20 protein-coding genes are annotated in these 22,465 nt (G+C 60.0%); 15 read left to right on the top strand and 5 right to left on the bottom strand.

Annotated features, from left to right (window positions below; translation table 11 throughout):
* Positions 1–179 precede the first annotated feature (179 nt).
* The 15 genes from V1475_RS19170 to V1475_RS19100 all read left to right on the top strand — a co-directional run bounded on the left by V1475_RS19170 (position 180) and on the right by V1475_RS19100 (position 16,511).
* The gene (locus tag V1475_RS19170; protein ID WP_479414088.1) at positions 180–830 is read left to right on the top strand and encodes a helix-turn-helix domain-containing protein; all 651 of its coding nucleotides are present in this window, start codon (positions 180–182) and stop codon (positions 828–830) included.
* Positions 827–1,330 carry a GAF domain-containing protein gene (locus V1475_RS19165; protein ID WP_479414087.1) on the top strand — a complete coding sequence of 168 codons (504 nt, stop codon included), beginning with the start codon at positions 827–829 and terminating at the stop codon, positions 1,328–1,330. Before V1475_RS19170 ends, V1475_RS19165 begins: the two co-directional genes overlap by 4 nt.
* Positions 1,327–3,408: a hydantoinase/oxoprolinase family protein gene (locus tag V1475_RS19160; RefSeq protein WP_479414086.1), complete on the top strand. Its 2,082-nt coding sequence runs from the start codon at positions 1,327–1,329 to the stop codon at positions 3,406–3,408. Before V1475_RS19165 ends, V1475_RS19160 begins: the two co-directional genes overlap by 4 nt.
* The gene (locus V1475_RS19155) at positions 3,408–5,057 is read left to right on the top strand and encodes a hydantoinase B/oxoprolinase family protein (RefSeq protein WP_479414085.1); all 1,650 of its coding nucleotides are present in this window, start codon (positions 3,408–3,410) and stop codon (positions 5,055–5,057) included. The genes V1475_RS19160 and V1475_RS19155 overlap by 1 nt, the downstream gene beginning before the upstream one ends.
* The gene (locus V1475_RS19150) at positions 5,047–5,877 is read left to right on the top strand and encodes an aspartate/glutamate racemase family protein (protein WP_479414084.1); all 831 of its coding nucleotides are present in this window, start codon (positions 5,047–5,049) and stop codon (positions 5,875–5,877) included. Before V1475_RS19155 ends, V1475_RS19150 begins: the two co-directional genes overlap by 11 nt.
* A complete protein-coding gene (locus V1475_RS19145) occupies positions 5,874–6,971 on the top strand; it encodes a M24 family metallopeptidase (RefSeq protein WP_479414083.1) in 1,098 nt (365 codons plus the stop codon). Before V1475_RS19150 ends, V1475_RS19145 begins: the two co-directional genes overlap by 4 nt.
* 2 nt (positions 6,972–6,973) lie before the next feature.
* A complete protein-coding gene (locus V1475_RS19140) occupies positions 6,974–7,972 on the top strand; it encodes a zinc-dependent alcohol dehydrogenase family protein (protein ID WP_479414082.1) in 999 nt (332 codons plus the stop codon).
* Positions 7,973–7,976: 4 nt separating this feature from the next.
* Positions 7,977–9,557, top strand: a complete 1,581-nt coding sequence (locus V1475_RS19135) for a hydantoinase B/oxoprolinase family protein (RefSeq protein ID WP_479414081.1) — start codon at positions 7,977–7,979, stop codon at positions 9,555–9,557.
* A 73-nt stretch (positions 9,558–9,630) separates the two neighbouring features.
* Entirely contained in the window at positions 9,631–11,232 is a 1,602-nt protein-coding gene (locus V1475_RS19130; protein ID WP_479414080.1) for an ABC transporter substrate-binding protein, read from the top strand.
* Positions 11,233–11,289: 57 nt separating this feature from the next.
* Positions 11,290–12,063 (top strand): aspartate/glutamate racemase family protein, encoded by a 774-nt coding sequence (locus V1475_RS19125; protein WP_479414079.1) that lies wholly within the window; start codon positions 11,290–11,292, stop codon positions 12,061–12,063.
* Positions 12,063–13,097 carry an ABC transporter permease gene (locus tag V1475_RS19120; RefSeq protein WP_479414078.1) on the top strand — a complete coding sequence of 345 codons (1,035 nt, stop codon included), beginning with the start codon at positions 12,063–12,065 and terminating at the stop codon, positions 13,095–13,097. The genes V1475_RS19125 and V1475_RS19120 overlap by 1 nt, the downstream gene beginning before the upstream one ends.
* The gene (locus V1475_RS19115; protein WP_479414077.1) at positions 13,094–13,942 is read left to right on the top strand and encodes an ABC transporter permease; all 849 of its coding nucleotides are present in this window, start codon (positions 13,094–13,096) and stop codon (positions 13,940–13,942) included. The genes V1475_RS19120 and V1475_RS19115 overlap by 4 nt, the downstream gene beginning before the upstream one ends.
* 1 nt (position 13,943) lies before the next feature.
* A complete protein-coding gene (locus V1475_RS19110) occupies positions 13,944–14,834 on the top strand; it encodes an ABC transporter ATP-binding protein (RefSeq protein WP_479414076.1) in 891 nt (296 codons plus the stop codon).
* Positions 14,831–15,643, top strand: a complete 813-nt coding sequence (locus V1475_RS19105) for an ABC transporter ATP-binding protein (protein ID WP_479414075.1) — start codon at positions 14,831–14,833, stop codon at positions 15,641–15,643. The genes V1475_RS19110 and V1475_RS19105 overlap by 4 nt, the downstream gene beginning before the upstream one ends.
* 184 nt (positions 15,644–15,827) lie before the next feature.
* Positions 15,828–16,511 (top strand): IS6 family transposase, encoded by a 684-nt coding sequence (locus V1475_RS19100; protein WP_479414074.1) that lies wholly within the window; start codon positions 15,828–15,830, stop codon positions 16,509–16,511.
* 162 nt (positions 16,512–16,673) lie between these two features.
* Here V1475_RS19100 and V1475_RS19095 read toward each other — a convergent pair whose 3' ends face one another.
* The 5 genes from V1475_RS19095 to alr all read right to left on the bottom strand — a co-directional run bounded on the left by V1475_RS19095 (position 16,674) and on the right by alr (position 22,457).
* Positions 16,674–17,774, bottom strand: coding sequence for an ABC transporter ATP-binding protein (locus V1475_RS19095; protein ID WP_479414073.1), 1,101 nt, complete (start codon positions 17,772–17,774; stop codon positions 16,674–16,676).
* A 5-nt stretch (positions 17,775–17,779) separates the two neighbouring features.
* On the bottom strand, positions 17,780–18,661 hold the full coding sequence (locus tag V1475_RS19090; RefSeq protein ID WP_479414072.1) for a carbohydrate ABC transporter permease: 882 nt from the start codon (positions 18,659–18,661) through the stop codon (positions 17,780–17,782).
* A gap of 1 nt (position 18,662) precedes the next feature.
* Complete coding sequence (locus tag V1475_RS19085) at positions 18,663–19,547, bottom strand: carbohydrate ABC transporter permease (RefSeq protein WP_479414071.1); 885 nt, start codon at positions 19,545–19,547, stop codon at positions 18,663–18,665.
* A gap of 149 nt (positions 19,548–19,696) precedes the next feature.
* Entirely contained in the window at positions 19,697–20,944 is a 1,248-nt protein-coding gene (locus V1475_RS19080) for an ABC transporter substrate-binding protein (protein WP_479414070.1), read from the bottom strand.
* A gap of 391 nt (positions 20,945–21,335) precedes the next feature.
* Positions 21,336–22,457, bottom strand: a complete 1,122-nt coding sequence (alr, locus tag V1475_RS19075) for an alanine racemase (RefSeq protein WP_479414069.1) — start codon at positions 22,455–22,457, stop codon at positions 21,336–21,338.
* Between the last annotated feature and the right edge of the window lie 8 nt (positions 22,458–22,465).

The raw sequence follows: 22,465 nt of genomic DNA, 5'->3' as shown, positions 1-22,465 counted from the left end.
TTTTTATGAATCCTTTTGAAGCGGTCTGGAATGGCCGCTTTTTTCTTGGGTTTAACCCTTCTATTGCCCAATTAAATAGCATTTATATTTTTTGTCGACAAGAACTCCGCTTCTTCCTTGATCTTTGGCCCTCACCTTTCAAAGTTGAAGTCAGACTTCAAAAAGTGAAGGGCCAGTCCGTGACCGATCCGGCAAAGAAAATCGAGGCGACCCCAAGCGTGGGCGAGAAACTCAGAGCCCGGCGCAAGGCGCTCAAAATCCCCATGCGCGAAGTTGCAGAGGGCAGCGGGCTGTCCATCGGCTTTATTTCTCAGGTCGAACGCGGGGTCTCCGAACCTTCGCTGACCTCACTTCGGGCCATCGCGAAAGTGCTGGGCGTCTCGGTCTCGGACATCATGCCCGAAGTGGGGGTCGCCCCCGAAGCCACGCGCAGCCTGTCGCGCCCGCGCCACCAACTGCGCCCGGACGAGGGCATGGCGCATGCTTACGAGCGGATCACCACAACATTTCCCGGCTCGAAACTCACCGGCGTTCTGATCCATGAGCCGCCCGGCGCGCGAGTCGAGCCGCAAAGCCATGAAGGCGAGGAGATGTTTTATATGCTGCAAGGGAGCCTGACCGTGGAACTCGACGGGCGCACCATCGTGTTGTCGCAGGGCGACACGCTTCATTTTTCCTCCCGGCGTAAACACGCGACCTGGAACCATACGGTCAAGCCTGCGGTCATGCTGCATGTGTGTACTATGGACGTGTTCGGCGATCAGATTTCCGATGACGTGCCTGGGGTTTACGCCGGTCATGAACCCGCACCCAAGGGGGCGAAGTCATGAGGCCCTGGGCATATTTTGTGTCGGCCATCGCCCAACCCGGCGATCTCGATCCGGCTTTTCATGCGCTCTGGAAATTGACGGAGCAGGAGATCGGCGCGCCGCTGTTCACCGTGATGACCTTCGATCAGGACACGCGACTGTCGACCCGCATCTGGTCCTCGATGCCCGAAGCCTATCCGACGCAGGGTACCAAACCCCTGCCGGAAAGCGACTGGACCGATCTGGTGCTGGGGCGGCATCAACCCTTTGTGGCCAATACGATCGACGAGATCGCCGGACATTTCGCGGATCACGCGCTGATCAAAAGCCTCGGCTGCGAGAGCTGCCTCAATCTTCCCCTCATCGTCGGCGGGCGTGTGCTTGGCACGCTGAACTGCCTCGACGTGGCGGGGCATTATACGCCCGAACGGGTCGCGCATGCGGCCTGTCTTGTGGCGCCGGGGGCGCTTTGCCTTCTGCGCCTTTCAGGGGACACGACGAACAAGGAGATCATCACATGACCAAAACGATCCGGGTGGCTACCGATGTGGGTGGCACGTTCACCGATCTGGTCTGTTTCGAAACCGACACAGCGACGGGCCAGTCCCGCGTGACCACGGCGAAATCCGACACCACGCCGCCAAATTTCGAGCAGGGCGTTTTGAACGTGCTGAAAAAGGGCGGGGTGGATGCGCAGGACATCGACTTCATGGCCCATGGCACGACCGTGGTGATCAACGCCCTGACCGAGCGCAAAGGCGTCAAGGTTGGGCTGATCACCACCGAGGGCTTTCGCGACACGCTAGAGATCGCACGCGGCAACCGGCCCGATTTCTTCAACCTGCATTATGAAAAACCGAAGCCCTTCGTGCGGCGCGCGCTGCGCCGTGAAGTGCCGGGGCGGATGAACTATCTGGGTGCGGAAACGCAGGCTCTGGACCTCGCGGGACTTTCTGAAATTATCAGCGATTTCAAAACACAAGGCGTCGAAGCTGTGGCCGTGTCTCTGCTGCATTCCTATGCCAACCCGGCGCATGAAGAGGCGGTTCTGGCCGCGCTCCGCGATCTTTGGCCGGAGGTTTCCGCCGTGGGCTCGCACCAGATCAGCCGCGAATGGCGCGAATACGAGCGCACCAATTCCGCCGTGCTCTCCGCCTATGTGCAACCCGTCGCCGAACGCTATCTGCGCCGTCTTGAGCATGGCCTGACCGAGGACGGTTTCGACGGCCAGCTTTACGTCATGCAATCAAACTGCGGTGTCGACAGTCTTGCCGCGACGGCGCGCATTCCGATCACCATGGTGGAAAGCGGGCCTGCCTCTGGCTTCTGGGGCGCGGCGGAGCTTGGCAAGCTGATCGGTGAGCCGGATGTTCTGGCGCTCGATATTGGCGGCACCACGGCGAAATGTTCGCTGATCAAGGATGGCGAAGTCACCATCATGACAGATTACTGGATCGAGCGCGACCGCACCTCGGCGGGCTATCCGATCATGGTGCCGGTGGTCGATCTGGTCGAGATCGGCAATGGCGGCGGCTCGATCGCATGGGTCGATGATTTCAACAAACTTCATGTGGGTCCGCAATCGGCGGGGGCCTCTCCGGGCCCGGCCTCTTACGGGCGCGGCGGCACCGAAGCCACGACCACCGACGCGAACCTTTGGCTTGGCCGGATCAACCGCGATTATTTCTGCGGCGGCTCTGTCGAAGCGGATATGGAGGCCACGGGGGCCGCGCTGCAAAAGCTCGCCGACAGCCTTGGCATCGACCGCGACGAGGCGGCGCGCGGCATCGTGCGGATCGCCAACAACAACATGGTCAATGCGCTGAAACTCGTGTCGCTCAACCGGGGCCATGATCCGCGCGATTTTACTCTTGTGGCCTTTGGCGGCGGCGGCGCGATGCATGCGGTGGCTCTGGGTCAGGAGCTTGGTGTCAAGAAGGTGGTGATCCCGACGGGAGCAGCGGTGTTTTCGGCCTGGGGCATGATGATGTCCGACCTGCGCCGCGACTATTTCCTCACCGCTCTCGCCGATCTGACGCCCGGTGCCGCCACGGGGATCGAGGCGCGGTTTGTCGAGATCGAAACTCAGGCCCGCGCGCAGTTTGCGGCGGAAAATGTCGCTGCCGATCAGGTTCACTTCAAACGGTTTGGAAAATTTCGCTATCAAAATCAGGAGCATACCGTTGAGGTGCCGCTCAAGGGGGCGGTTACGGAGGATGTGCTTGCGCAGATCGCCGAGGATTTTTACGCGCTCTACGAGCAGGAATACACCTATCGCCTCGACGCGCCGGTCGAGATGGTGGGCCTCCATATTATCGCCTCCGCCGAGGTCGGCAAGCTCGCGCCTGTCGAACAAGCGCTGAGCGAGACGCCCGCCAGTGCCGCGCTCAAAGGCCGTCGCACTGTCGATTACGCGCTCGACGGCGTGCATGAGGCCGAGATTTACGATGGCGAAAAAATCGAACCGGGCATGAGCTTTGCCGGTCCTGCCGTGATCGAAGATCCGGGCACCACGATTGTGATCCATCCGGGCAATGCGGTTGAGATGGACCGCTGGGGCAATCTGCATATCACGCTGAAATCGGGGGAGAGGGCCTAATGGCGAACGATCCGATCACCAATGAAATCATCCAGAACTCGCTTCAGGCCGTGGCCGACGAAATGTTCGTCGCCATGCAGAAAACCGCCATGAGTTCAATTATCTACGAGGTGCTCGACATGGGTACCGGCATCACCGATGCCTCGGGCGAGATCGCGTCTTCGGGCGCGGGCATCCCGGCTTTTGTCGGCGTGCTCGACAAGGCGGTCAAAATGATCGCCGCGAAATTCGAGGGCCGTGTGGTGGCGGGCGATGTGTTTGCCGTGAACGATCCGTTCCACGGCGGTGTGACGCACCTCAACGACATCATCGTCGCCATGCCGGTGTTCTCTGAAGGCAAGTTGGTCGCATGGACCGCGAACATCGCGCACAACTCCGACGTGGGCGGCATGGCGCCCGGCTCTCTGACTGGCGAGGCCACCGAGATCTATCAGGAGGGCCTGCGCCTGCCGCCGATCCGCATCATCGAGGCGGGCGTGCCGATTGCCTCCGTTTTCGACATCATCCGGCTCAATTCGCGGATGCCCGAGGTGCTGGAAGGCGATGTCTGGGCGGCGATTTCCTCGGCCCGCGTGGGCGCGCGGCGTCTTGAAGAAATTGCAGCGAAATACGGCACCGAGGTGTTTGAGACGGCGCTGGTGGATTTCATGGATTTCGGCGAGGCTGTGTCGCTCAAAGGTTTGAAAGAGCTGCCGAAAGGCACGTTCGAACTGACCGAGGAACAGGATGACGGGGCGCTGTTCAACGTCAAGATCACGGTGGCGGAAGACAAGTTCATCGTCGATCTGCGCGACAACCCGGATCAGGTCGCGGGGCCGGTCAACTCCTGTCGTGACGGGGTGATGATCGGGGCGCAGATGATCCTGAAATCCCTCACCGATCCGCGCGGGCCCGCCAATGGCGGCTCCTTCCGCCCGATCGAATTGCTGACCCGCGAAGGTTCGGTGTTCGACGCGCAGGAACCCGTCGCCATGGGGTTTTACTATGAGATCGAGCTGCGCGCCTACGATCTGATGTGGCGCTGTCTTGCGCCGCATATGCCCGATCATCTGGGCGCCGGGCATTTCGGCTCGGTCTGCGGGACCTTTATCGGCGGCATCCACCCCGACACGGGCCGGGCCTATACCATCGTCGAGCCGCAGGTTGGCGGCTGGGGGGCGGCACAGGGCAAGGACGGCAATTCCGCGATCTTTTCGGCCTTCCATGGCGAGACCTATAATTGCCCCGCCGAGATCAACGAAGCCCGCAATGGCGTAATCATCGACCGGATGGAGCTGAACTGCGCACCGGGCGGTGAGGGCCGCGAGACCGGCGGCCGGGGCGTCGTGATCGACTACCGCACGCGCTCCGAGGACGGCTATGTCACCGTGGGCTACACCCGCTCGAAATTCCCGGCCTGGGGGCTGGATGGCGGGCGGGATGGCAGCGCGAATTACGTCCGTTTTATCCCGAGTGAGGGCGAGACCCGCGAATTCGCCTTTGTCTCCGGGCTCAAAACCCATCCGGGCGACGTCATTCGGGTCATCACTGGCAATGGCGGCGGCATGGGCGATCCGAAAGACCGCCCGGCGGAGAAAATCGTGGAGGATATCGTCGACGGGCTGCTGACGCCCGAGCGCGCCAAAGAGGTCTACGGCTATGACGGCTGAGACCGCGCTCAGGGTTCTGTACCTCTCTCCGGTCGTGGGCGATGGCTCCGAACATCTCTATGCCGCCATGGCTGAAGAGATGCGCCAGCCGGGCACGGAGGTGCAGTATTGCACGCTGCCCGAGGGCGACGGGCGGTTCACCCATATCGAATACCGGACCTATGAGGCGCTGGTGACCCGCGGCATTCTGCGCGCGGTGCGGCAGGCCTCGAAAGAGGGGTTCGATGCCTTTGTCATCGGCTGTTTCTACGACACGGCGCTGCATGACGCGCGCGAACTGTCGGGCGAGATGATCGTCACCGGCCCGTGCCTTGCGTCCTGTGAGATCGCCAACAGCCTTGCCAACCGCTTCGGCATCATTGTCGGGCGTCAGAAATGGGTGGCGCAGATGGAGGCGACGGTGCGCGGCTATGGCTATGGCGACCGTCTGGCCGGGTTCTATCCGGTCGATATGGGCGTGAATGAGTTTCAATGCGACCACGATGTGACGGCGGAGCGTCTGCTCGCCGCCGGGCGCAAGGCGGTCGAAGAGGACCACGCTGAGGCGCTGATCCTTGGCTGTACCGCAGAGATCGGCTTTCACGAAGTGCTTCAGCGCGAGCTGGGTGTGCCGGTGATCGACCCGTCCACGGCGGCGCTCAAACATGCGGAATACATGGCCGGGCTGAAACGGACCTGCAACTGGCTGCCCTCGCGGAAATATTCCTGCGAAGCGCCGCCCGAGGAAGAACTCGCCCTGATCGGCTGTTTCAAAGACGAAAGCGATGCGTTCGGGACCCGCGTGAAGGCCGGGCCGGACAGGAAAGGACAGACGAAATGACACAAGTGGACAACCGGCTGGCGGCGCTGCGCGCGAGTTTGCGCGAGACGGGCAACGACATGATTGTGCTCGGACCGGGGCCGCATCTGTATTGGCTTCTTGGTTTTGAACCTCATGGCGATGAGCGCATGCTGGTTCTGATGATCACGCAGGAGGGCATTGGCTTTGTCATGCCCGCGCTTGAGGCCGACAGTGCCAGCCAGCACACCGATCTACCGATGTACACCTGGACCGATGCCGAGGGGCCGGCGGAGGCTTTGAGCAAAACGCTTGCGGCCGTGGGCGGCGAGGGGGTGAAAACCGTTGTGATCGACGAAGGGATGCGCGCCGATTTTGCGCTCAATGTGCTCGATCGCCTGCCGGGCGCAAAACACAGCTTTACCGAGACCACCATCGGGCGGCTCAGAATGAAGAAAGACGCCGGAGAACTCGCCGCGTTGAAAGAGAGCGCGCTGCTAGATGACAAGGCCATGCTTGCGGCCTTTGCGGCGATCAAACCGGGCATGACCGAGGACGCGCTGGCGCAGGTGATCCGCGACACCTTTGCCGAGGCCGGTGCCAGCCCGCTGTTCACCATCGTTGGCACGGCGGGCAATGGCGCGTTTCCGCATCACCAGACCGGCAAGACGGTCATCCAGCGTGGCGACGCCATTGTGATTGACATCGGTGCGCGCCTCAAAGGCGCGCCGTCCGACATCACGCGCATGGCGGTGGTGGGCGAAAAGCCCGAGGGCTATGACGAGATTCACGCTATCGTCGAGGGCGCGGTTCAGGCCGCCATGGCGGTCGCAAAACCGGGGATTAAGGCGCATGAGGTCGACGATGCCGCCCGCGGCTATATCGCGGCGCATGGCTATGGCGACAATTTCCTGCACCGTACCGGCCACGGCATGGGCGTCGAGGTGCATGAGCCGCCCTATATGACTGCGTCGAGCCAGACCGTGCTGGAAGAGGGCATGGTGTTCTCCATCGAGCCGGGGATTTACCTGCCGGACCGGTTCGGGCTTCGGCTTGAGGACATCGTTTATCTCACGAAAGACGGCTGCGAGCGCTTTTCTGAGCTGCCGCGCGACGTCGCGTTGGTGGAGGTCTGATCATGCCCCGCGCCTGGCATATCCACGATTTTTCCGGCTACCGAAGCCTGACGCTTGAAGAGGAGCCCCTGCAAGAGCCTGGCCCGGGCGAGCTGCGGCTCCGGGTCGAGGCCTTTGCGCTCAACTGGGGCGATATGGATCTGATGAAGGACAATTATTCGTTTTCCTTCAAAAGCTTCCCCGCCAAGGTCGGGATCGAGGCCGCAGGCATCGTGGAGGCCATCGGCGCGGGTGTCGAGGGGTTTGAGATCGGTGAACGGGTCTCCTCGGTGCCGTATTTCTACTATGACCGGGGCGCGAGTACCGAGAGCCTTGTGATCGACGCGCGCTATGTGGCGAAGGCGCCGGAAAGCCTTTCGGCGGTCGAGGCGGCGTCGATCTGGATGCAATATCTGACGGCCTATTTCCCGATCTCGGAGATCACGCCTTTGGGCGAGGGCGACGTCGCGCTTGTGACGGCGGCGACCAGCACGGCGGGCGCGGCAATGCTTGAGATCGGGCGGGCGCGGGGCGTGACGATGATCGGCACCACGCGCAACCCCGAGAGCGCGGATTATCTGCGCGAGATGGGAGCGGATCATGTCATCGTCACCGGGCGCGACGATGTGGCCGCCGAGGTGAGGAAAGCCTCAAATGGCAAGGGCGCGAAGCTTGTGTTCGATCCGGTGGGTGAGGGGCTGATCCATCAGTATTCCCCCGCACTCGCCCGCGATGCGCGCATCTTTTTCTATGGCACGCTCGACACGGCCTGGCCCGAACTGCCCTTCGTCGACATGTTTCAGGCCAACGCAACGTTCCAGCCCTATTCGGTCTTCAACTATGTCGAGAACCCAGAGGCCCTGGCGCGGGGCAAGGCCTATATCTACGACGCGCTCGCCTCTGGCGTGCTCAAACCGCGCGTTGACCGGGTCTTCCCGATGGAGGGATATGTCGAGGCCTGGGACTACCTGAGCCAACCGCGCCAAAGCCACGGCAAAGTCGTGATCGAGACGGGGCTCTGAGCGGATGCGGTTCGATCCTTTCACCAGATCGGTCATTCAGGCGGGGCTGGCGGCGGCAGCGAGCGAAAGCTTTGCCGTGCTGAAAAAGACCGCGATGAGCCCGATCATCTACGAGGTGCTCGATGTCGGCACGGGCGTGACCGATGCGCGGGGTGAGATTGTCTCGTCGGGCGCGGGCATTCCGGGCTTTGTCGGCGTACTCGACAAAGCGGTGAAACGGATCATCGAGCTGCATGGCGGGACGGTGAAAGAGGGCGATCTTTTCATCACCAACGATCCCTATTGGGGCGGGGTGACGCATCTCAACGACATGGTGGTGGCGCAGCCTGTGTTTCATGAGGGGCGGTTGCTCGCCTGGACCGCCTCGATCGCGCATTGGAACGATGTGGGGGGTATGACGCCCGGTTCCATGCCTGCGGATGCCACCGAGATTTATCAGGAAGGGCTGCGGCTGCCCTGTGTCCGACTGTTCGATGGCGGGCGCAAAGTGGAGGCGGTGTTCGACATCATCGCGCTGAATTCCCGTCTGCCGGATTTCGTCACCGGCGATCTCTGGGCGCAAATCTCTGCCGGGCGCCGCGCCGCGCAGCCCATTCTGGACATGGCGAAAACCTATGGCGTGGAGGCCCTCGAAGATGCCATCGCCGAGGCCTTCGCGGAAGGCGAAGCGCGCACGCTTCAAGGCCTCAAAACCCTGCCGCAAGGCCGCTATCCCATCGCCGTCGAACAAGACGAGGGCGACACATGGCACGCCACGGTCGACATCACGCCGGAGCGGTTCATCGTCGATCTGCGCGACGCGCCCGAGCAGCGCAAAGGCCCGTTCAACACCTCGCATGACGGCGCGCGCATTGCCTGCCAGCTTTTGTTCAAGGTGCTGACCGACCCGACGCTTTTCGCCAACGCGGGCTCCTTCCGTCCGCTTGAGGTGATCACCCGCAAGGGGTCTGTTTTCGATGCCGAAGCGCCCGCGCCCCATGGCTATTATTCCGAAACCCGCATCCGGCTGACGGATATGCTTTGGCAGGGCCTCGCAAAGGTGATCCCGGAGCGTCTGCCTGCCGGGCATTTTTCCTCGATCTGCGGCACGGTGATCGCCGGGCGGCATCCGGAAACCGGGCGGGCCTATACGATGGTCGAGCCGCAAATGGGCGGCTGGGGCGCCACCGCCAGCCGCGACGGGCTCGATGCGATGTATTCGACCAACCATGGCGATACGTTCAACTGCCCCGCCGAGATTTGCGAAGCGCGCTACGGCATCGACGTGATCTGGCGACGCCTGTCGGAGAGCCGTGCGGGGAAGGGGCTGCATCATGGTGGACGTGGTCTTTCGACCCGCTACCAGCCCCGCGCCGAGGCGCTTTTGTCCGCCGGATATTCCCACACCCGCGTGCCCGTCTGGGGCGCGGCGGGGGGAGAGGCGGGCGGTTTGAACGCCATCCGGGTCGCGCGCCCCGATGGATCGTCCGAGAGCTTTTCGTTTGCCTCCGGGGTTCTGCTTGCCCCCGGCGATGCGCTTTGCATCGACACGGCCAACGGAGGGGGCTGGGGTGCCCCGGATCCTCCAGGGGCATCTGATAACTGAGGCCACCCGGCTTCGAAGACCAAGACTCAAGAATGCAATGACAAAACCAAAGACCAACAGAGGACGTGACAAAATGATGAACAAATTGACAGGATCGCTTTTGGCCTGTTCCGCAGCTCTGGCGTTTGCTGGCGGGGCGTTCGCCCAAGAACGGCCCTTACGGCTCGACGAGAGTGCCGTGGGCGAGATCGACCCGGCAAAAGCGGTTGACTATGCCGATACCGTTCTTGCGGTGAATCTTTACGAAAGTCTGGTTTATCCGGCCCGTGGTAACGCGGGTGTGCAGCCCTGGCTGGCGCAGTCCTGGGAGGTTGATGGGCTCAGCTACACGTTCACGTTGCGTGACCATGCGACCTTTGCGTCCGGAAATCCGGTTACGGCGGCGGATGTGGTGTATTCCTTCGAGCGGCTGATGAAGATGGGGCAGGGCAATGCATCCCTCTTCGAAGGACGCGTCGCTTCGGTTGAGGCCTTGGACGATAAAACTGTCAAATTCACCCTGGCCGAGCCTTTTGCCCCATTCCTTGCCGCGACATCGCGTCTGTCCATTGTGGATAGCAAGCTGTCGATGTCTCATCAGGGCGAAGGTACTTTCGGTGCGTTCGGAGATTATTCCTCGGACTGGATTTCCGCAAACTCGGCGGGGTCAGGGGCCTATATGGTCACCGAACACGATCCGCAAATTCAGACCGTGATGGTGCCTAATCCGTATTACGATGGCGATCCTGCGGACGCTGTGTCCCCCGATCAGGTCACCTACCGTTATTCGCTGGAGGCGTCGACCGTTCGTGCCCTAATGGCGCGTGGAGAGCATGATGTGTCCTCGCAATGGCTGCCCCCGGAAGTGTTCAAGGCCATGGCTGCCGAAGGTTCGGTGCATTTGGAGCAGGAGCCGGGAGGCACGGGGGAATACATTAAACTCAATACGGCCCGCGCACCGCTCGACGATGTGCATTGCCGCCGTGCCTTGATGTATGCCTATGACTATGCCACCACTCTGCAACTGGTCGGTGTCACCGATGACATCGCCCTCGGGATTCCGATGAACGGGGCTCTGCCGCAGGGACTTTTGGGATCGGATATCGACGTTGCGCCCTTCGCTCAGGATATGGAGAAGGCGAAAGAGGAACTCGGTCAGTGCCAGTATGACATTGCCGATTATCCGCTGGATATCGCCTGGATCGCAGAGGTCCCCGCGCGGGAACGGCTTGCACTGCTGATGCAGGCGAGTTTCACCCAACTGGGCTTCAAGGTGAACGTGGTGCGCACGCCCTGGGCGCTGGTTTCCGAGCAGGTGACCGATCCCGAAACCGCGCCACATGCCGTGGAGATTTCCGTGTCCGCGCTGACACCGGACCCGGATTCGCTGTTGTTCAACATGTACAGTTCGACCGTGCCGCCGACCTGGATGTCCGCCGAGCATCTCGAAGATGCGGAAACGGATCGGTTGCTCAACGCGGGCCGTCTGGAAACCGATCCCGAGAAACGTGTCGAAATTTACCGTGAGCTGAACGCGCATTTGCGCGATCTGGCACCGGATATTTTCGCCTACGAGTTCACGGCTGTTTATGCGGTGCGCAACGGTGTCGAGATTCCGAACCTGAAAGACCCGCAGAAACGCTATTCAACTTCGGGTTATTCGATGCTGTTCAAGGACATGCAGGTTTTGAACTGAACGTTTTTCCGGGGCGGTTCAGGCCGCCCCGTTCCTTTCTCTGAACGGAGCACCATCATGCGCATCCTCTGGGTCAATCCCGGCGGCAGCCCGGATTACGACGCCGGCATCGCCGCCGAACTGGCCGCCGCCGCCCGCCCTGGCACCTCCGGAACCGTCGTGTCCTTTGCCACCGACGCAGTGCCGCCGCATCTCGAATACGACGCTTTCGAAGCGATGGCCGTGCCGCAGGTGGTGCGTCTGGCGCATCAGGCCCGAGCCGAGGGTTATGACGCCTATGTCATCGGTTGCTTCTACGACACCGCGTTGGAAGCCGCCCGCGAAGTCTCCGGCGACATGATCGTCACCGCGCCCTGTGTCGCGGGGCTTGAGGTGGCGGGGGCTTTGGCCAGCCGCTGCACGATCCTGTCGGCCACCGCGAAGGCCGCAGGTCATATCAAGCGCCGGGTGCGGGGCTACGGCCTCGATCACCGTGTCACTTCCGTGCGTCCGCTGGGGCTTTTGCCCTCCGAGTTTTGCCTCGATCCCGGCCTGACCGCGCGTCGCGTCGAAGAAGAGGCCCGGATCGCTATCGAGACCGAAGGCGCCGAAGCCATCCTCTTGGGCTGTACGCTCGAATACGAGGCAGCCGCCGCCATCGGCGACCGGCTTGGCGTGCCGCTGATTGATGCCGTGCGCGCCCCTTTTGCGCTGGCCGAACATCTGGCACATGTGTCGCAATTTTTCGGCTGGAAACCCGGACGTGTGGGCGGCGGTGTGGCCCCGTCGGCCACAGAGCTTGATCACCCGGCCTTTGCGCCTGCGCTGATCGCCAACAGAGTGGAGTTCTGATGAAACCGATCCTGCGCCTTTTCGGTCAGCGTCTGGCCATTTCCCTCCTGGTTCTGGTCGGCGTGTCCATGCTGATCTTTCTCATCGCCCGCGTCGTGCCCGGCGATCCGGCGCGCATCGCGCTTGGGCCGAATGCCTCGCAGGAGATGGTCGATGCGCTGCGCGAGGCGCGGCATCTCAACGACCCGATCGTGATGCAATACGGCTGGTTCCTGCGCGATCTGCTGCATGGCGATCTCGGCACCTCGCTCTACACCCGCCGTCCGGTGATGACGGACATTGCGACCTATCTTCCCGCGACGCTGGAACTGGTCTTTGCGGCCGGCGCGATGATGATCCTGATCGGCCTGCCTCTGGGGCGACTGGCCGCGCGTTATAAAGGCAGCTACCCCGATCATCTGGCGCGTTTGCTGTCGGTGCTGGCGGTCTGTACCCCGGCCTTCGTCTGGGGCGTGGTGCTACAACTTTTGCTTGCGTACATCTGGCCGATTTTCCCGCTCGAAGGCCGTTTGTCGACCGGGGTGGATGCGCCCATGGCGATCACCGGGCTTTATACGATCGACGCGCTTTTGACCGGCAAGATCGGCGTGTTTTTCGATGCGCTCTATCATCTCATCCTGCCCGCCACAGCACTTGCGCTGTCGGGCATCGGTCAGACCGCGCGCCTGACACGGTCCTCAATGATCGAGAGTTATCGCAAACCCTATACGGAGATGGCCCGCGCCTATGGATTCAGTGAGCGTCGTATCGCGCGGCGCTATGCGTTCCGCCCGGCGTTGATCCCGACTTTGACCATCCTCGGCCTCGATTTCGCGGCCATGCTGGCCAACGCCTTTCTGGTCGAGCGGGTTTTCGTCTGGCCGGGCCTGTCGCGCTATGGGGTCGAGGTGATTCTGCGTAAGGATCTCGATGCCATTGTCGGTACTGTCATGGTGATCGCGGCCATGTTCCTCATCACCAATCTCGTGGTCGATGTGCTTGTTTCCATTATCAATCCGCGTATTCGCCTGTCTGAGAGGAGGGCCAAGTCATGAGCGCCCGTACGCCGTCCATCGCCTGGGCCGAATTCCGCTCCAACCGGATCTCCATTCTCGGGCTCGTGCTTGTGGTCTTTTGCATCGCTATGGCGCTTCTGGCCGATGTCATCACGCCTTACCCGAGCCATGTCGGGCCGATCGGCGATTTCACCGCGATCAATCAGCCGCCTTCCACGGCGCATTGGTTCGGCACCGACACCATCGGGCGTGATCTTCTGACCCGGATCGTCTATGGCTTTCGCCTGTCGCTGTCCATGGCCGTGATGGTTTTGGCGATCTCCATGCCCATCGGCGTGATCCTCGGTCTCATCGCGGGCTATAAAGGCGGCTGGATCGAGTTCGCGATCATGCGGCTCACCGATATTTTCCTCGCCATCCCGCCGCTGGTTCTGGCCATGGCGATCATGGGGTTTCTGCCCGCCACTTTGACCAACGCCATGCTGGCGGTCACGGCGATGTGGTGGCCCTGGTACACGCGACTGGTCTATAACGTGGTGCGCTCCGAGGCGCGCGAGGGCTATGTGCTGGCCGCCGAGGTGATCGGCGCCTCCTCGACCCATATCATGTTCCGCGAGATCCTGCCCAATTGCGCGCCTGCGGTGATGACCAAGATCACACTCGATGTCGGCTTTGTCGTGCTCATGGTCTCGTCTCTGAGCTTTCTGGGCCTTGGCGTCCAGCCGCCGACCCCTGATCTTGGCTCCATGGTGGCCGACGGGGCGAAATATATGCCCGACGCCTGGTGGCTGTCGATCTTTCCGGCGCTCGCGATCATGATCCTTGTCCTCGGGTTCAACCTGTTGGGCGACGGGCTGCGCGAAGCCTTCGATGCGGAGGTGTGAGATGAGCGATCCAGTTCTCAACATGCGCGATCTGAAACTGTCCTTCCGCAAGGGGCGGCAGGTGACAGATGTGCTCCATGGTATCTCTTTGCATGTCAACGCGGGTGAAAAAGTGGCGCTTGTGGGTGAATCCGGCTCCGGGAAATCGGTCACGGCCCAGCTGGCCCTCGGGCGGCTTCAGCAACAGAAAGGCACGCTGATGCAGGGGCAGGTGACGGTCGCCGGGATCGACGCTACGCGCGAGACCGCCAAACTTACGGCGGCGCGGGGGCATCGGGTGACGATGATCTTTCAGGATCCGACCTCGGCGCTCAATCCGGTGTTCCGTATTGGCGAGATTTTCACCCAGGTGCTGCGCGCCGGGCGCCGCAAAATCTCAGACAGCGACGCGCGCACCAAAGCGATTGCCGCGCTGGCCGAGGTCCATATCCCCGATCCCGCCCGCGCGCTCGACAGTTACCCGTTTCAGCTTTCTGGTGGCATGAACCAACGCGTCATGATCGCCATGGCTTTGGTCAACGAGCCCGAGCTTTTGTTGGCGGACGAACCCGGCACCGCGCTCGATGTGACCGTGCAGGCCCAGACGCTCAAGCTGATGGATGAGATGGTCACCAAAAAGGAAACCGCAGTGCTATTCATTTCGCACAATCTCTCCGTGGTGCGCGAATTTGCCGATCGGGTCTATGTGATCTATCGCGGTCGACTGGTCGAACACGGGCGGGTGGATCAGCTCTTCACCGATCCGCGCCATCCCTATACCCGCGCGCTTTTGGCGGCTGCGCCGAAACTCGTGGGCGGCGGCTTGCCCGATCTGCCCGAACATGTGCCGGCATTCCGCGATCCGATGATCGTGCATGAGGGCTGCGGTGAACCCGAGGAGATGCGCAGATGAGCGACGATATTCTTTTGCGCACGGTGCGTTTGTCGAAACATTTCACCATCGGCGATCACGAGGTCAAAGCTCTGCAAGACGTTTCGCTCGATGTGCGACGGGGGGAATGCCATGCCATCGTCGGTGAAAGCGGCTCGGGCAAGTCGACCCTCGCCAATATCGTTTTGGGTATTTACCCCGCCACGTTTGGGGAGGTGATCTTCGACGGCAAACCTCTGGCGCAGGACCGCGATAAATCTCTGAAGCGGCGCATCCAGCTTGTGCAGCAAAACCCGCTCTCCGCCCTGAATTCCCGCCGCCGCATCGGGGCTTCCATTCGCTTGCCGCTCGACGTGCACAACATCGGGCTGCGCTCGGGCCGGGACGCGCGGGTGCGCGAGTTGCTCGAAGAGGTGGGGCTTGAGGCCGACATGGCGCGGCGCACGCCCGCGTCGCTGTCGGGCGGGCAGCGACAGCGCGTGGCCATCGCGCGCGCCTTGGCCGCCGATCCCGATCTGATCGTGCTGGACGAACCGACCTCGGCGCTCGATGTGCTGGTGCAGGCGCGGGTGCTGAACCTTCTGGACCGGCTCCGGCGCGAACGCGGGCTGACCTATATTTTCATCACCCACGATCTGGCCGTGGTGCGCGCGCTTGCGGACCGGATCAGCGTCTTCGTCCATGGCGAAAAGGTCGAAACCGGCTCGGCAGATCAGATTTTCTCCGCCCCGAAAGAGCCCTTTACACGAAAACTCATCGGATCGGTGCCTGTGGCGAGCGACGCCGAGGCTGCTTTGCGCGATGCTATCCATGCGAAAGCGGGTGTCTGACGGTTTCCAGTTTGTGAGCGCTACGTGAAGCGCGACTCCTATCGCGGTCGAGAGTAGGGGGGCATCCCATCTCCGCCAGGATCCTTTCTCGGAAGACTCCAAAGGGTAGTGTCGCAAAGTTTTGGGTTTCTTGGTATCCCCGAATATGTGAGCATTGTCAGTGAGTTGGTAAAAGGCGGTTGACGTGATCGATTTCAAGGGCGTGCATTATCCGAAGTCGATGATCCTGCATGCAGTGTTCTTCTATGTTCGTTTCGCAGTTTCCTACCGGGACCTTGAAGAGATCCTTGCGGAACGCGGCGTCGCGGTTGGCCACGCCACGCTTAACCGATGGGTGGTGAAATTCGCGCCACTTATTGCCGATCGGGCCCAGGCGAGAAAGCGCACGACAGCCAAATCCTGGCGAATGGATGAGACCTACATCAAGGTGAAAGGGCGCTGGACTTACCTCTACCGTACCGTGGACCGCGATGGCCAAACGCTTGATTTTATGCTGTCCGAGCGCCGGGACCTGGCTGCCGCACGGCGCTTCTTCAAACGGGCGATCGGCATCAACAGCGTTCCCGACCGGGTCGTTATCGACAAGAGCGGCGCAAACCTGGCCGGCCTGCAGGCGGTAAACGTGATTCTGAAATTCACCGGCGAAGGCCGCACGGTCGAGATCCGACAGGTCAAATACTTGAACAATATTCTTGAGCAGGACCATCGCTTCATCAAGCGGATCACCGCCCCGATGATGGGCTTCAAGGCGTTCCACTCGGCCGCCGCGACCATTGCTGGCATCGAGGCCGCTCACATGATCCGCAAGGGGCAAATCCCGGCCAACGGCGCTTCGGCGTTCCGGATCTTTGCGGAGCTGGCAGCATAATCATGTCCGCTGGAAGCCTGTTTGCAGCCATCAGAAAAATTTGCGACAGAGCCCGCAAATGAACAGGTACACTGAAGGCACACTACCTCCACGCACCACCAAGACTGGAAAAGGCCCCGCGAATGCGGGGCCTTTTCGGCTTCCATCACAGAATGCGCGGGGCTACGCGATGAGGTTTTCCGATTTCGTGTCGAAATACACGGCATCACGCATCGAGAACTCGATCTTCTGAGGTCCGACTTTAGCGCCGCTCTTTGCTGCCACGCGGGCTTCTGCTTCGCGACCGCCGAAGTCGAACAAAATAATTGAGTCAGGACCCAAGGGCTCGATCAAGGAAACATGGGTATCCAGCGTCACGCTGAGCGGATCGTCAGACTGTCCCGGTGCAATCGAGTAGGCTTCGGGACGCAGACCCATCGTTACCTTGCGCCCCTCAGCGAGGCCGGGATGTTCCGGTACAGGCAGGGTAAGAGATTTGCCTTCGTAAACATCCGTCTTTAGCATCAATCGACCCTGCTCCGACACCAGAACGCCCGGCACACGGGTGATCTCGGGCGAGCCGATAAAGCCCGCAACAAAAAGGTTCGCCGGTTTTTCATAGACTTCTGCCGGGGTGCCGACCTGTTGCAGGACACCTTTGTTCAGGATCGCAATCCGCGATGCGAGTGTCATGGCTTCGACCTGATCGTGCGTCACATACACCGTGGTTCGCCCGATCCGGCTGTGGAGCTTTTTCAACTCAGTTCGCATTTCGACCCGCAGCAGGGCATCGAGGTTCGAAAGCGGCTCATCGAACAGGAAAAGCTGCGGATCGCGCACGAGCGCACGTCCGATCGCGACACGCTGCCGTTGGCCGCCCGAAAGCTGAGCAGGCTTCCGATCGAGAAGAGGCTCGATCCGGAGAAGCTGGGCAACGTCGGCCAATGCCTTCTTGCGCTCTTCCTTAGAGACACCGCGCATCTCCAACGGGAACACAATGTTTTGGGCAACCGTCATCGACGGATAAAGTGCATATGATTGGAACACCATCGCGATGTCGCGGTCCTGGCAGGGTACGTCATTGACGCGCCGGTCTCCGATCACGATGTCACCAGAGCTGACGTTGTGCAGACCGGCGATGGCATGCAGCAAAGTGGATTTGCCACAGCCTGACGGTCCGAGCAGCACCAGAAACTCTCCGGTTTCAATCTCGATGTTGATGTCTGTCAGAACCTGAACGTCGCCATAGGACTTGGTAATGCGGTTGAGCGTGAGAGTGGACATGAAGATTATCCTTTGACGGAGCCAGCGACCAGGCCACCAACAAAATAGCGACCGGCAAAGATGTAGACGAGAAGAGTGGGTGTTGCGGTGATCAGAACCGCGGCCATATCGACGTTGTAGAGCTTCACGCCAGTGGTCGTCCCGACCATGTTGTAAAGCCCAACGGTGACCGGGGCGTGATCGCCCGAGGTAAATGTCGTGGCCAAGATGAAGTCGTTCCAGATGTTCGTGAACTGCCAGATTGTCGACACCACGAAGCTGGGCAAGGAAATCGGCAAAATGATACGGCGGAACACCTGCAGGAATCCAGCGCCGTCAAGCCGCGCAGCACTGATCAGATCCTTGGGTAGTGTTACAAAGTAGTTCCGGAAGAACAGCGTTGTGAACGGAATACCATAGATGATGTGTAGCAGGATAAGGCCGGCGATCGAGTTCGACAGGCCGATCAGTCCGAGGACCTGCGCAAGCGGGATCAGTACGATCTGTAGCGGAATGAACATCCCGAACAGTAGGAAACCAAACACCAGATTATGGCCTCTGAAGGTCCAAAGTGACAGCGCAAAGCCGTTGAGTGCGCCAAGCGGCGTCGATATCAGCACCGCAGGCACCACCAGAATGACGGCATTAACGAATTGCTGGCTGAGGCCTGTGCATTTGATGCCGACACAAGCAGTGAACATTGCGTCCAGCCAAGGCGCAAATGTCGGGTCGTTCGGCAGTTGAAGGATTGTTGTGCTGTGCACTTCTTCAAGTGTTTTGATCGAGGTCAGGAAAACCACAAGAAGGGGGAAGAGGTAAACCGCCGCAACAAAAATCAGCGCACCGTAGACGAACAGGCGGGCGAAATGAGCGGCAAAACCTCTTCGCAGAACAATTTGATCATCCATCTTAATGGGCCTTTCTGCTTGTGGTGTAGAGGTAGGGAATAACGATAGCGATCACCGTCAAGAACAGCATCATTGCACTTGCTGCGCCGACACCCATTTGACTACGAGTGAAGGTCTGGGTGTACATGAAGTTCGCAGGAAGGTTGGTGCTGTTGGCCGGGCCTCCGCCGGTCAGCGCAACTACGAGGTCGTAGGTCTTAATCGCCATCTGCAACAGAATAAAAACCACAGTTACAAATGTTGCCCCGAGTTGGGGAATAATAATCCGGCGATAGATAGCAGGCCCGGTTGCACCATCCAGGCGCGCGGCCTTGATCACATCGTTGTCGATTCCGCGCAGGCCTGCCATAAACAGCGCCATCACAAAACCCGACGCCTGCCAGACACCTGCAATGACAATAGTATAGAGCGCAAACTTCGGATTGATTAGCCAATCGAAGCGGAAGCTCTCCCAGCCGTAGGAGTGCATCAGGTGCTCAATCCCCAGGCCCGGGTTCAGAATCCACTTCCAAGCGGTGCCTGTCACAATGAACGAGAGCGCCATTGGATAGAGAAACACCAGACGCAGAAAGCCCTCGGCGCGCACCTTCTGATCCAGCAGGATTGCGAGAAACAGTCCGATTGCCGTGGTAAACACGATGAACAAGACCATGTAAACCGCGAGATTTGAAATGGCTGACAGCCAGAGCGGGTGGCTCCAGAGCTTCTCATATTGCGCGAGTCCGACAAAATCATAACGCGGAACCATTTTCGACGAGGTCATCGAAATGTAACCCGTCCACACCATAAAGCCATATACAAATATGGCAATCAGCGCGACGGATGGGGCCAGGGCCAACTGTGACGCATATTGGCCAAGTATGGCCTTGCTTTTCGATCTCTTCATTATTTCTTATCCAGTCACTGGTCGTCGATTGTGATAGGGCGGGTCTGGCAAGGTGCTTGATAGGGCGCTTAGATCCGCCACATGCAATAAAACTGCACAAAAAGAGCTGCGGACAAGCCGCAACTCTTCAGCTTATCACAAGAGGACTATCAATCGGCAGCTCTCAAGCCTGATACCAGACGCTCGATCGCTTCCTGAGCGGTCATGTCCGGGCTTTCAAAAAAGGTCTGCGTTACTTCAAGGAACACGCCGGCTTTCGCGGGGCTCGTACCTTCCTGATGCGAAACGGCGGGCAGGATGTTGCCGGTTGCTTCTGCTTCGGCGCGATAACCAAAACCCATCTGGCCACAGTAGTCGAGCGTATCCGGCGATACATCCAGACGCGCAGGGATCGACCCCTTGTTCTGGTTGAATGCGATCTGAACTTCCGGACTCATCGCGATTTCAGCCATGATCTGCTGCGCCTGAGCGGTAGCTTCATCACGGTTGTCGAAGAACGCGAATACGTCGGTGCTTGCGATGTAGCTGCCTGCGGTGCCCGGCACCAGCGCACAGCCGTAATCGACATTGGGCGCGAGGCCTGCGACAATAAATTCGCCTTTCGCGTAATCGCCTAGGATTTGCATGGCGGCTTCACCCTGCATGACCATCTGCGTTGCAACGTTCCAATCGCGACCAGGGAAGTTCGGGTCGATGTAGTTGTTCAGGCTGCGAAACTCTTCAAAGATTTTGACCATGGTCTCGCTTTGAAGTGCCGCCTCGTCCTGCTCAATCAGGGCTTTGCGGTAGAAATCGGCGCCACCGACGGCAACCACTACGGCTTCGAACAAGATTCCTTCCTGCCAATCCTGACCGCCGATCGCGAGCGGGATAATGCCGGCGGCCTTAAGCTTCTCAGCGGCAGTCTTGAGTTCATCCCAGGTTGTCGGAACATCAATACCGTTTTTCTCGAAAACAGCGATATTGTACCACATCCAATTAGTGCCATGGATACCCACCGGCACGCCGTAGTAATGGCCGTCGCGCTTCAATTCGGAAACCACGGCTTTCGACATGTATTTGTCCCATTCACCTGCGGCAGCGGCTTGGTCAAGCGGCAGAAGGAACCCCTCTTCTTCCCAGGCGAACACTTCTGACAGGTGAAGCTTCACGGCCGCCGGCGCGGTGCCGGAAACGGCACGGGTACGTAGTACCTGGTTGAGGTTGTTGGTGTTAGTCGCGGGCGAATCCTGCCACACGATGCCTTTTTCCGCCAGCGCGTCCGAAAGAACACGTGCCGCGGCAGCTTCACCTCCGCTGTTCCAGAAGTGGAGGACTTCGACAGTCTCTTCAGCAACAGCCGACGAGCCGAAGGCACAGGCAGCAAGCGCGGCCAAAACAGTAGATTTATAATTCATCTCACGTTCCCCGTTGTTCATATGATGTATTCAGCATGCCGCCATAATTCTCGCAATATGTCAAGTGCGACGAGTTCACCGCAAGGCGCTTAACAAGAATGCCCAACAAATAATCCAATCCGATGAAAAAGTACGCAAACCTGAGATATTTCCCCTATGTATCTGAAATTATTGCTCTAATTATTTCAGAGCTATAGCCGCAACAGGCCGCCATTATGCTTGGCGTTGCCTGAGTCTACACAGGATGTCCGCAATTCGGTACAGCCTATCTACTTCATATAGATAGTATGAATATGGCTTCGCACTCTAAAAGAAACTCGCAGGGTCAGATCCGTGCGAGTCCTTACAGAGCTCATGACCGAAACTAAAACCCTTCGGATTGACCTGCGTCTTACAGATATAGACGTTTGCACCCAGATCCGAGTCCGATCAGCGCCTCATGCTCGTTGGTTCCGGCCGATTGGGCTAGTTCGCGGTAGCATATCGTCGGGCCGACGATCTCTGCATGGGCTCCCTCCAGCGTCCAGTCCTCGGGCAGATCGCTCACGTCAACGGCGGTCAAATCCATCGAAACGCGGCCAATCACCGGAACGCGCCGCCCCCGGAACGCGACATGGCCGCGGTTGGAATTGCTCCGCAGGTAGCCCGCGGAGTAGCCAATTGCAAGAATGGCAATTCGCCTGGCATCAGGTGCGCGCCAAGTTGCGGAATACCCCACAGGATCGCCCCGATCGATATGGCGCAGCTGAACCACCGGCGCCCAGATCTCGGCAGGCTCACGCAATGGGTTTTCCCCAAGTGGCAAGGGATTGATCCCGAAGGTCGACTTTCCTGGGCGTGTGATGTCGCCATGAAATTCCGGCCCAAGAAAAAGTCCTGAGGAATTCGCGATAGAAAGCGGCGCACGCGGGAGACCCTGAGTTGCCTCAACCAGCTTGCCTACCTGTCTGCGACAACATTCTATGTCCATATCGTCAGCGGACGAAAGGTGCGTCATGTAGGCTAGGACCTCCACATTTGTGAATCGATCTCCGCACCGGCGCAGTTCTTCAAGCGAAAAGCCCAGACGATTCATCGCCGTGTCGATATGCACGTAGACCGGCACCTTCGCGCCGGCCAGCCTGCTGTCTTCCAGAAGGGCTGCCAGTTGCTCGGGCCCATTGATGACCGGCGTGATCCCCGCCGCAATTGCATCCCGGACATTCGCACGACCGATCCCGTCAAGCGCAGCGACGGTGCAGCTGTCCTGCACGGTCCGGCGCACGTCATAGGCGTCATCAAGGCGTGCAGCAAAAAACAGCTGCGCGCCCGCCTGCTCCAGCACCTTCGTGGCCTCGATCATGCCGTGCCCGTAGGCGTCGCCCTTGACAATTGCCGCAGTGGTGCCCTCGGATTGCGCATCCAGATAGATGAAATTTTCTGCGATAGCTTCGCGCGAAACAAGCATCACAGGCCCAGTCGGGCGTGTATCCTTGAAGGCCTGATCGAACAAATCGCTTGTCATTTGTGTCATAAAACGCA

Source organism: Celeribacter sp. SCSIO 80838 (genome assembly GCF_056498065.1).
Note: the sequence above shows the minus strand (reverse complement) of the source record. Positions and strands in the feature narration are given on the sequence as shown.

Coding starts and splice junctions, on each gene's coding strand:
- V1475_RS19165 (WP_479414087.1), top strand. CDS start 827: ATGAGGCCCTGGGCATATTTTGTGTCGGCCATCGCCCAACCCGGCGAT.
- V1475_RS19160 (WP_479414086.1), top strand. CDS start 1,327: ATGACCAAAACGATCCGGGTGGCTACCGATGTGGGTGGCACGTTCACC.
- V1475_RS19155 (WP_479414085.1), top strand. CDS start 3,408: ATGGCGAACGATCCGATCACCAATGAAATCATCCAGAACTCGCTTCAG.
- V1475_RS19150 (WP_479414084.1), top strand. CDS start 5,047: ATGACGGCTGAGACCGCGCTCAGGGTTCTGTACCTCTCTCCGGTCGTG.
- V1475_RS19145 (WP_479414083.1), top strand. CDS start 5,874: ATGACACAAGTGGACAACCGGCTGGCGGCGCTGCGCGCGAGTTTGCGC.
- V1475_RS19140 (WP_479414082.1), top strand. CDS start 6,974: ATGCCCCGCGCCTGGCATATCCACGATTTTTCCGGCTACCGAAGCCTG.
- V1475_RS19135 (WP_479414081.1), top strand. CDS start 7,977: ATGCGGTTCGATCCTTTCACCAGATCGGTCATTCAGGCGGGGCTGGCG.
- V1475_RS19130 (WP_479414080.1), top strand. CDS start 9,631: ATGATGAACAAATTGACAGGATCGCTTTTGGCCTGTTCCGCAGCTCTG.
- V1475_RS19125 (WP_479414079.1), top strand. CDS start 11,290: ATGCGCATCCTCTGGGTCAATCCCGGCGGCAGCCCGGATTACGACGCC.
- V1475_RS19120 (WP_479414078.1), top strand. CDS start 12,063: ATGAAACCGATCCTGCGCCTTTTCGGTCAGCGTCTGGCCATTTCCCTC.
- V1475_RS19115 (WP_479414077.1), top strand. CDS start 13,094: ATGAGCGCCCGTACGCCGTCCATCGCCTGGGCCGAATTCCGCTCCAAC.
- V1475_RS19110 (WP_479414076.1), top strand. CDS start 13,944: ATGAGCGATCCAGTTCTCAACATGCGCGATCTGAAACTGTCCTTCCGC.
- V1475_RS19105 (WP_479414075.1), top strand. CDS start 14,831: ATGAGCGACGATATTCTTTTGCGCACGGTGCGTTTGTCGAAACATTTC.
- V1475_RS19095 (WP_479414073.1), bottom strand. CDS start 17,774: ATGTCCACTCTCACGCTCAACCGCATTACCAAGTCCTATGGCGACGTT.
- V1475_RS19090 (WP_479414072.1), bottom strand. CDS start 18,661: ATGGATGATCAAATTGTTCTGCGAAGAGGTTTTGCCGCTCATTTCGCC.
- V1475_RS19085 (WP_479414071.1), bottom strand. CDS start 19,547: ATGAAGAGATCGAAAAGCAAGGCCATACTTGGCCAATATGCGTCACAG.
- V1475_RS19080 (WP_479414070.1), bottom strand. CDS start 20,944: ATGAATTATAAATCTACTGTTTTGGCCGCGCTTGCTGCCTGTGCCTTC.
- alr (WP_479414069.1), bottom strand. CDS start 22,457: ATGACACAAATGACAAGCGATTTGTTCGATCAGGCCTTCAAGGATACA.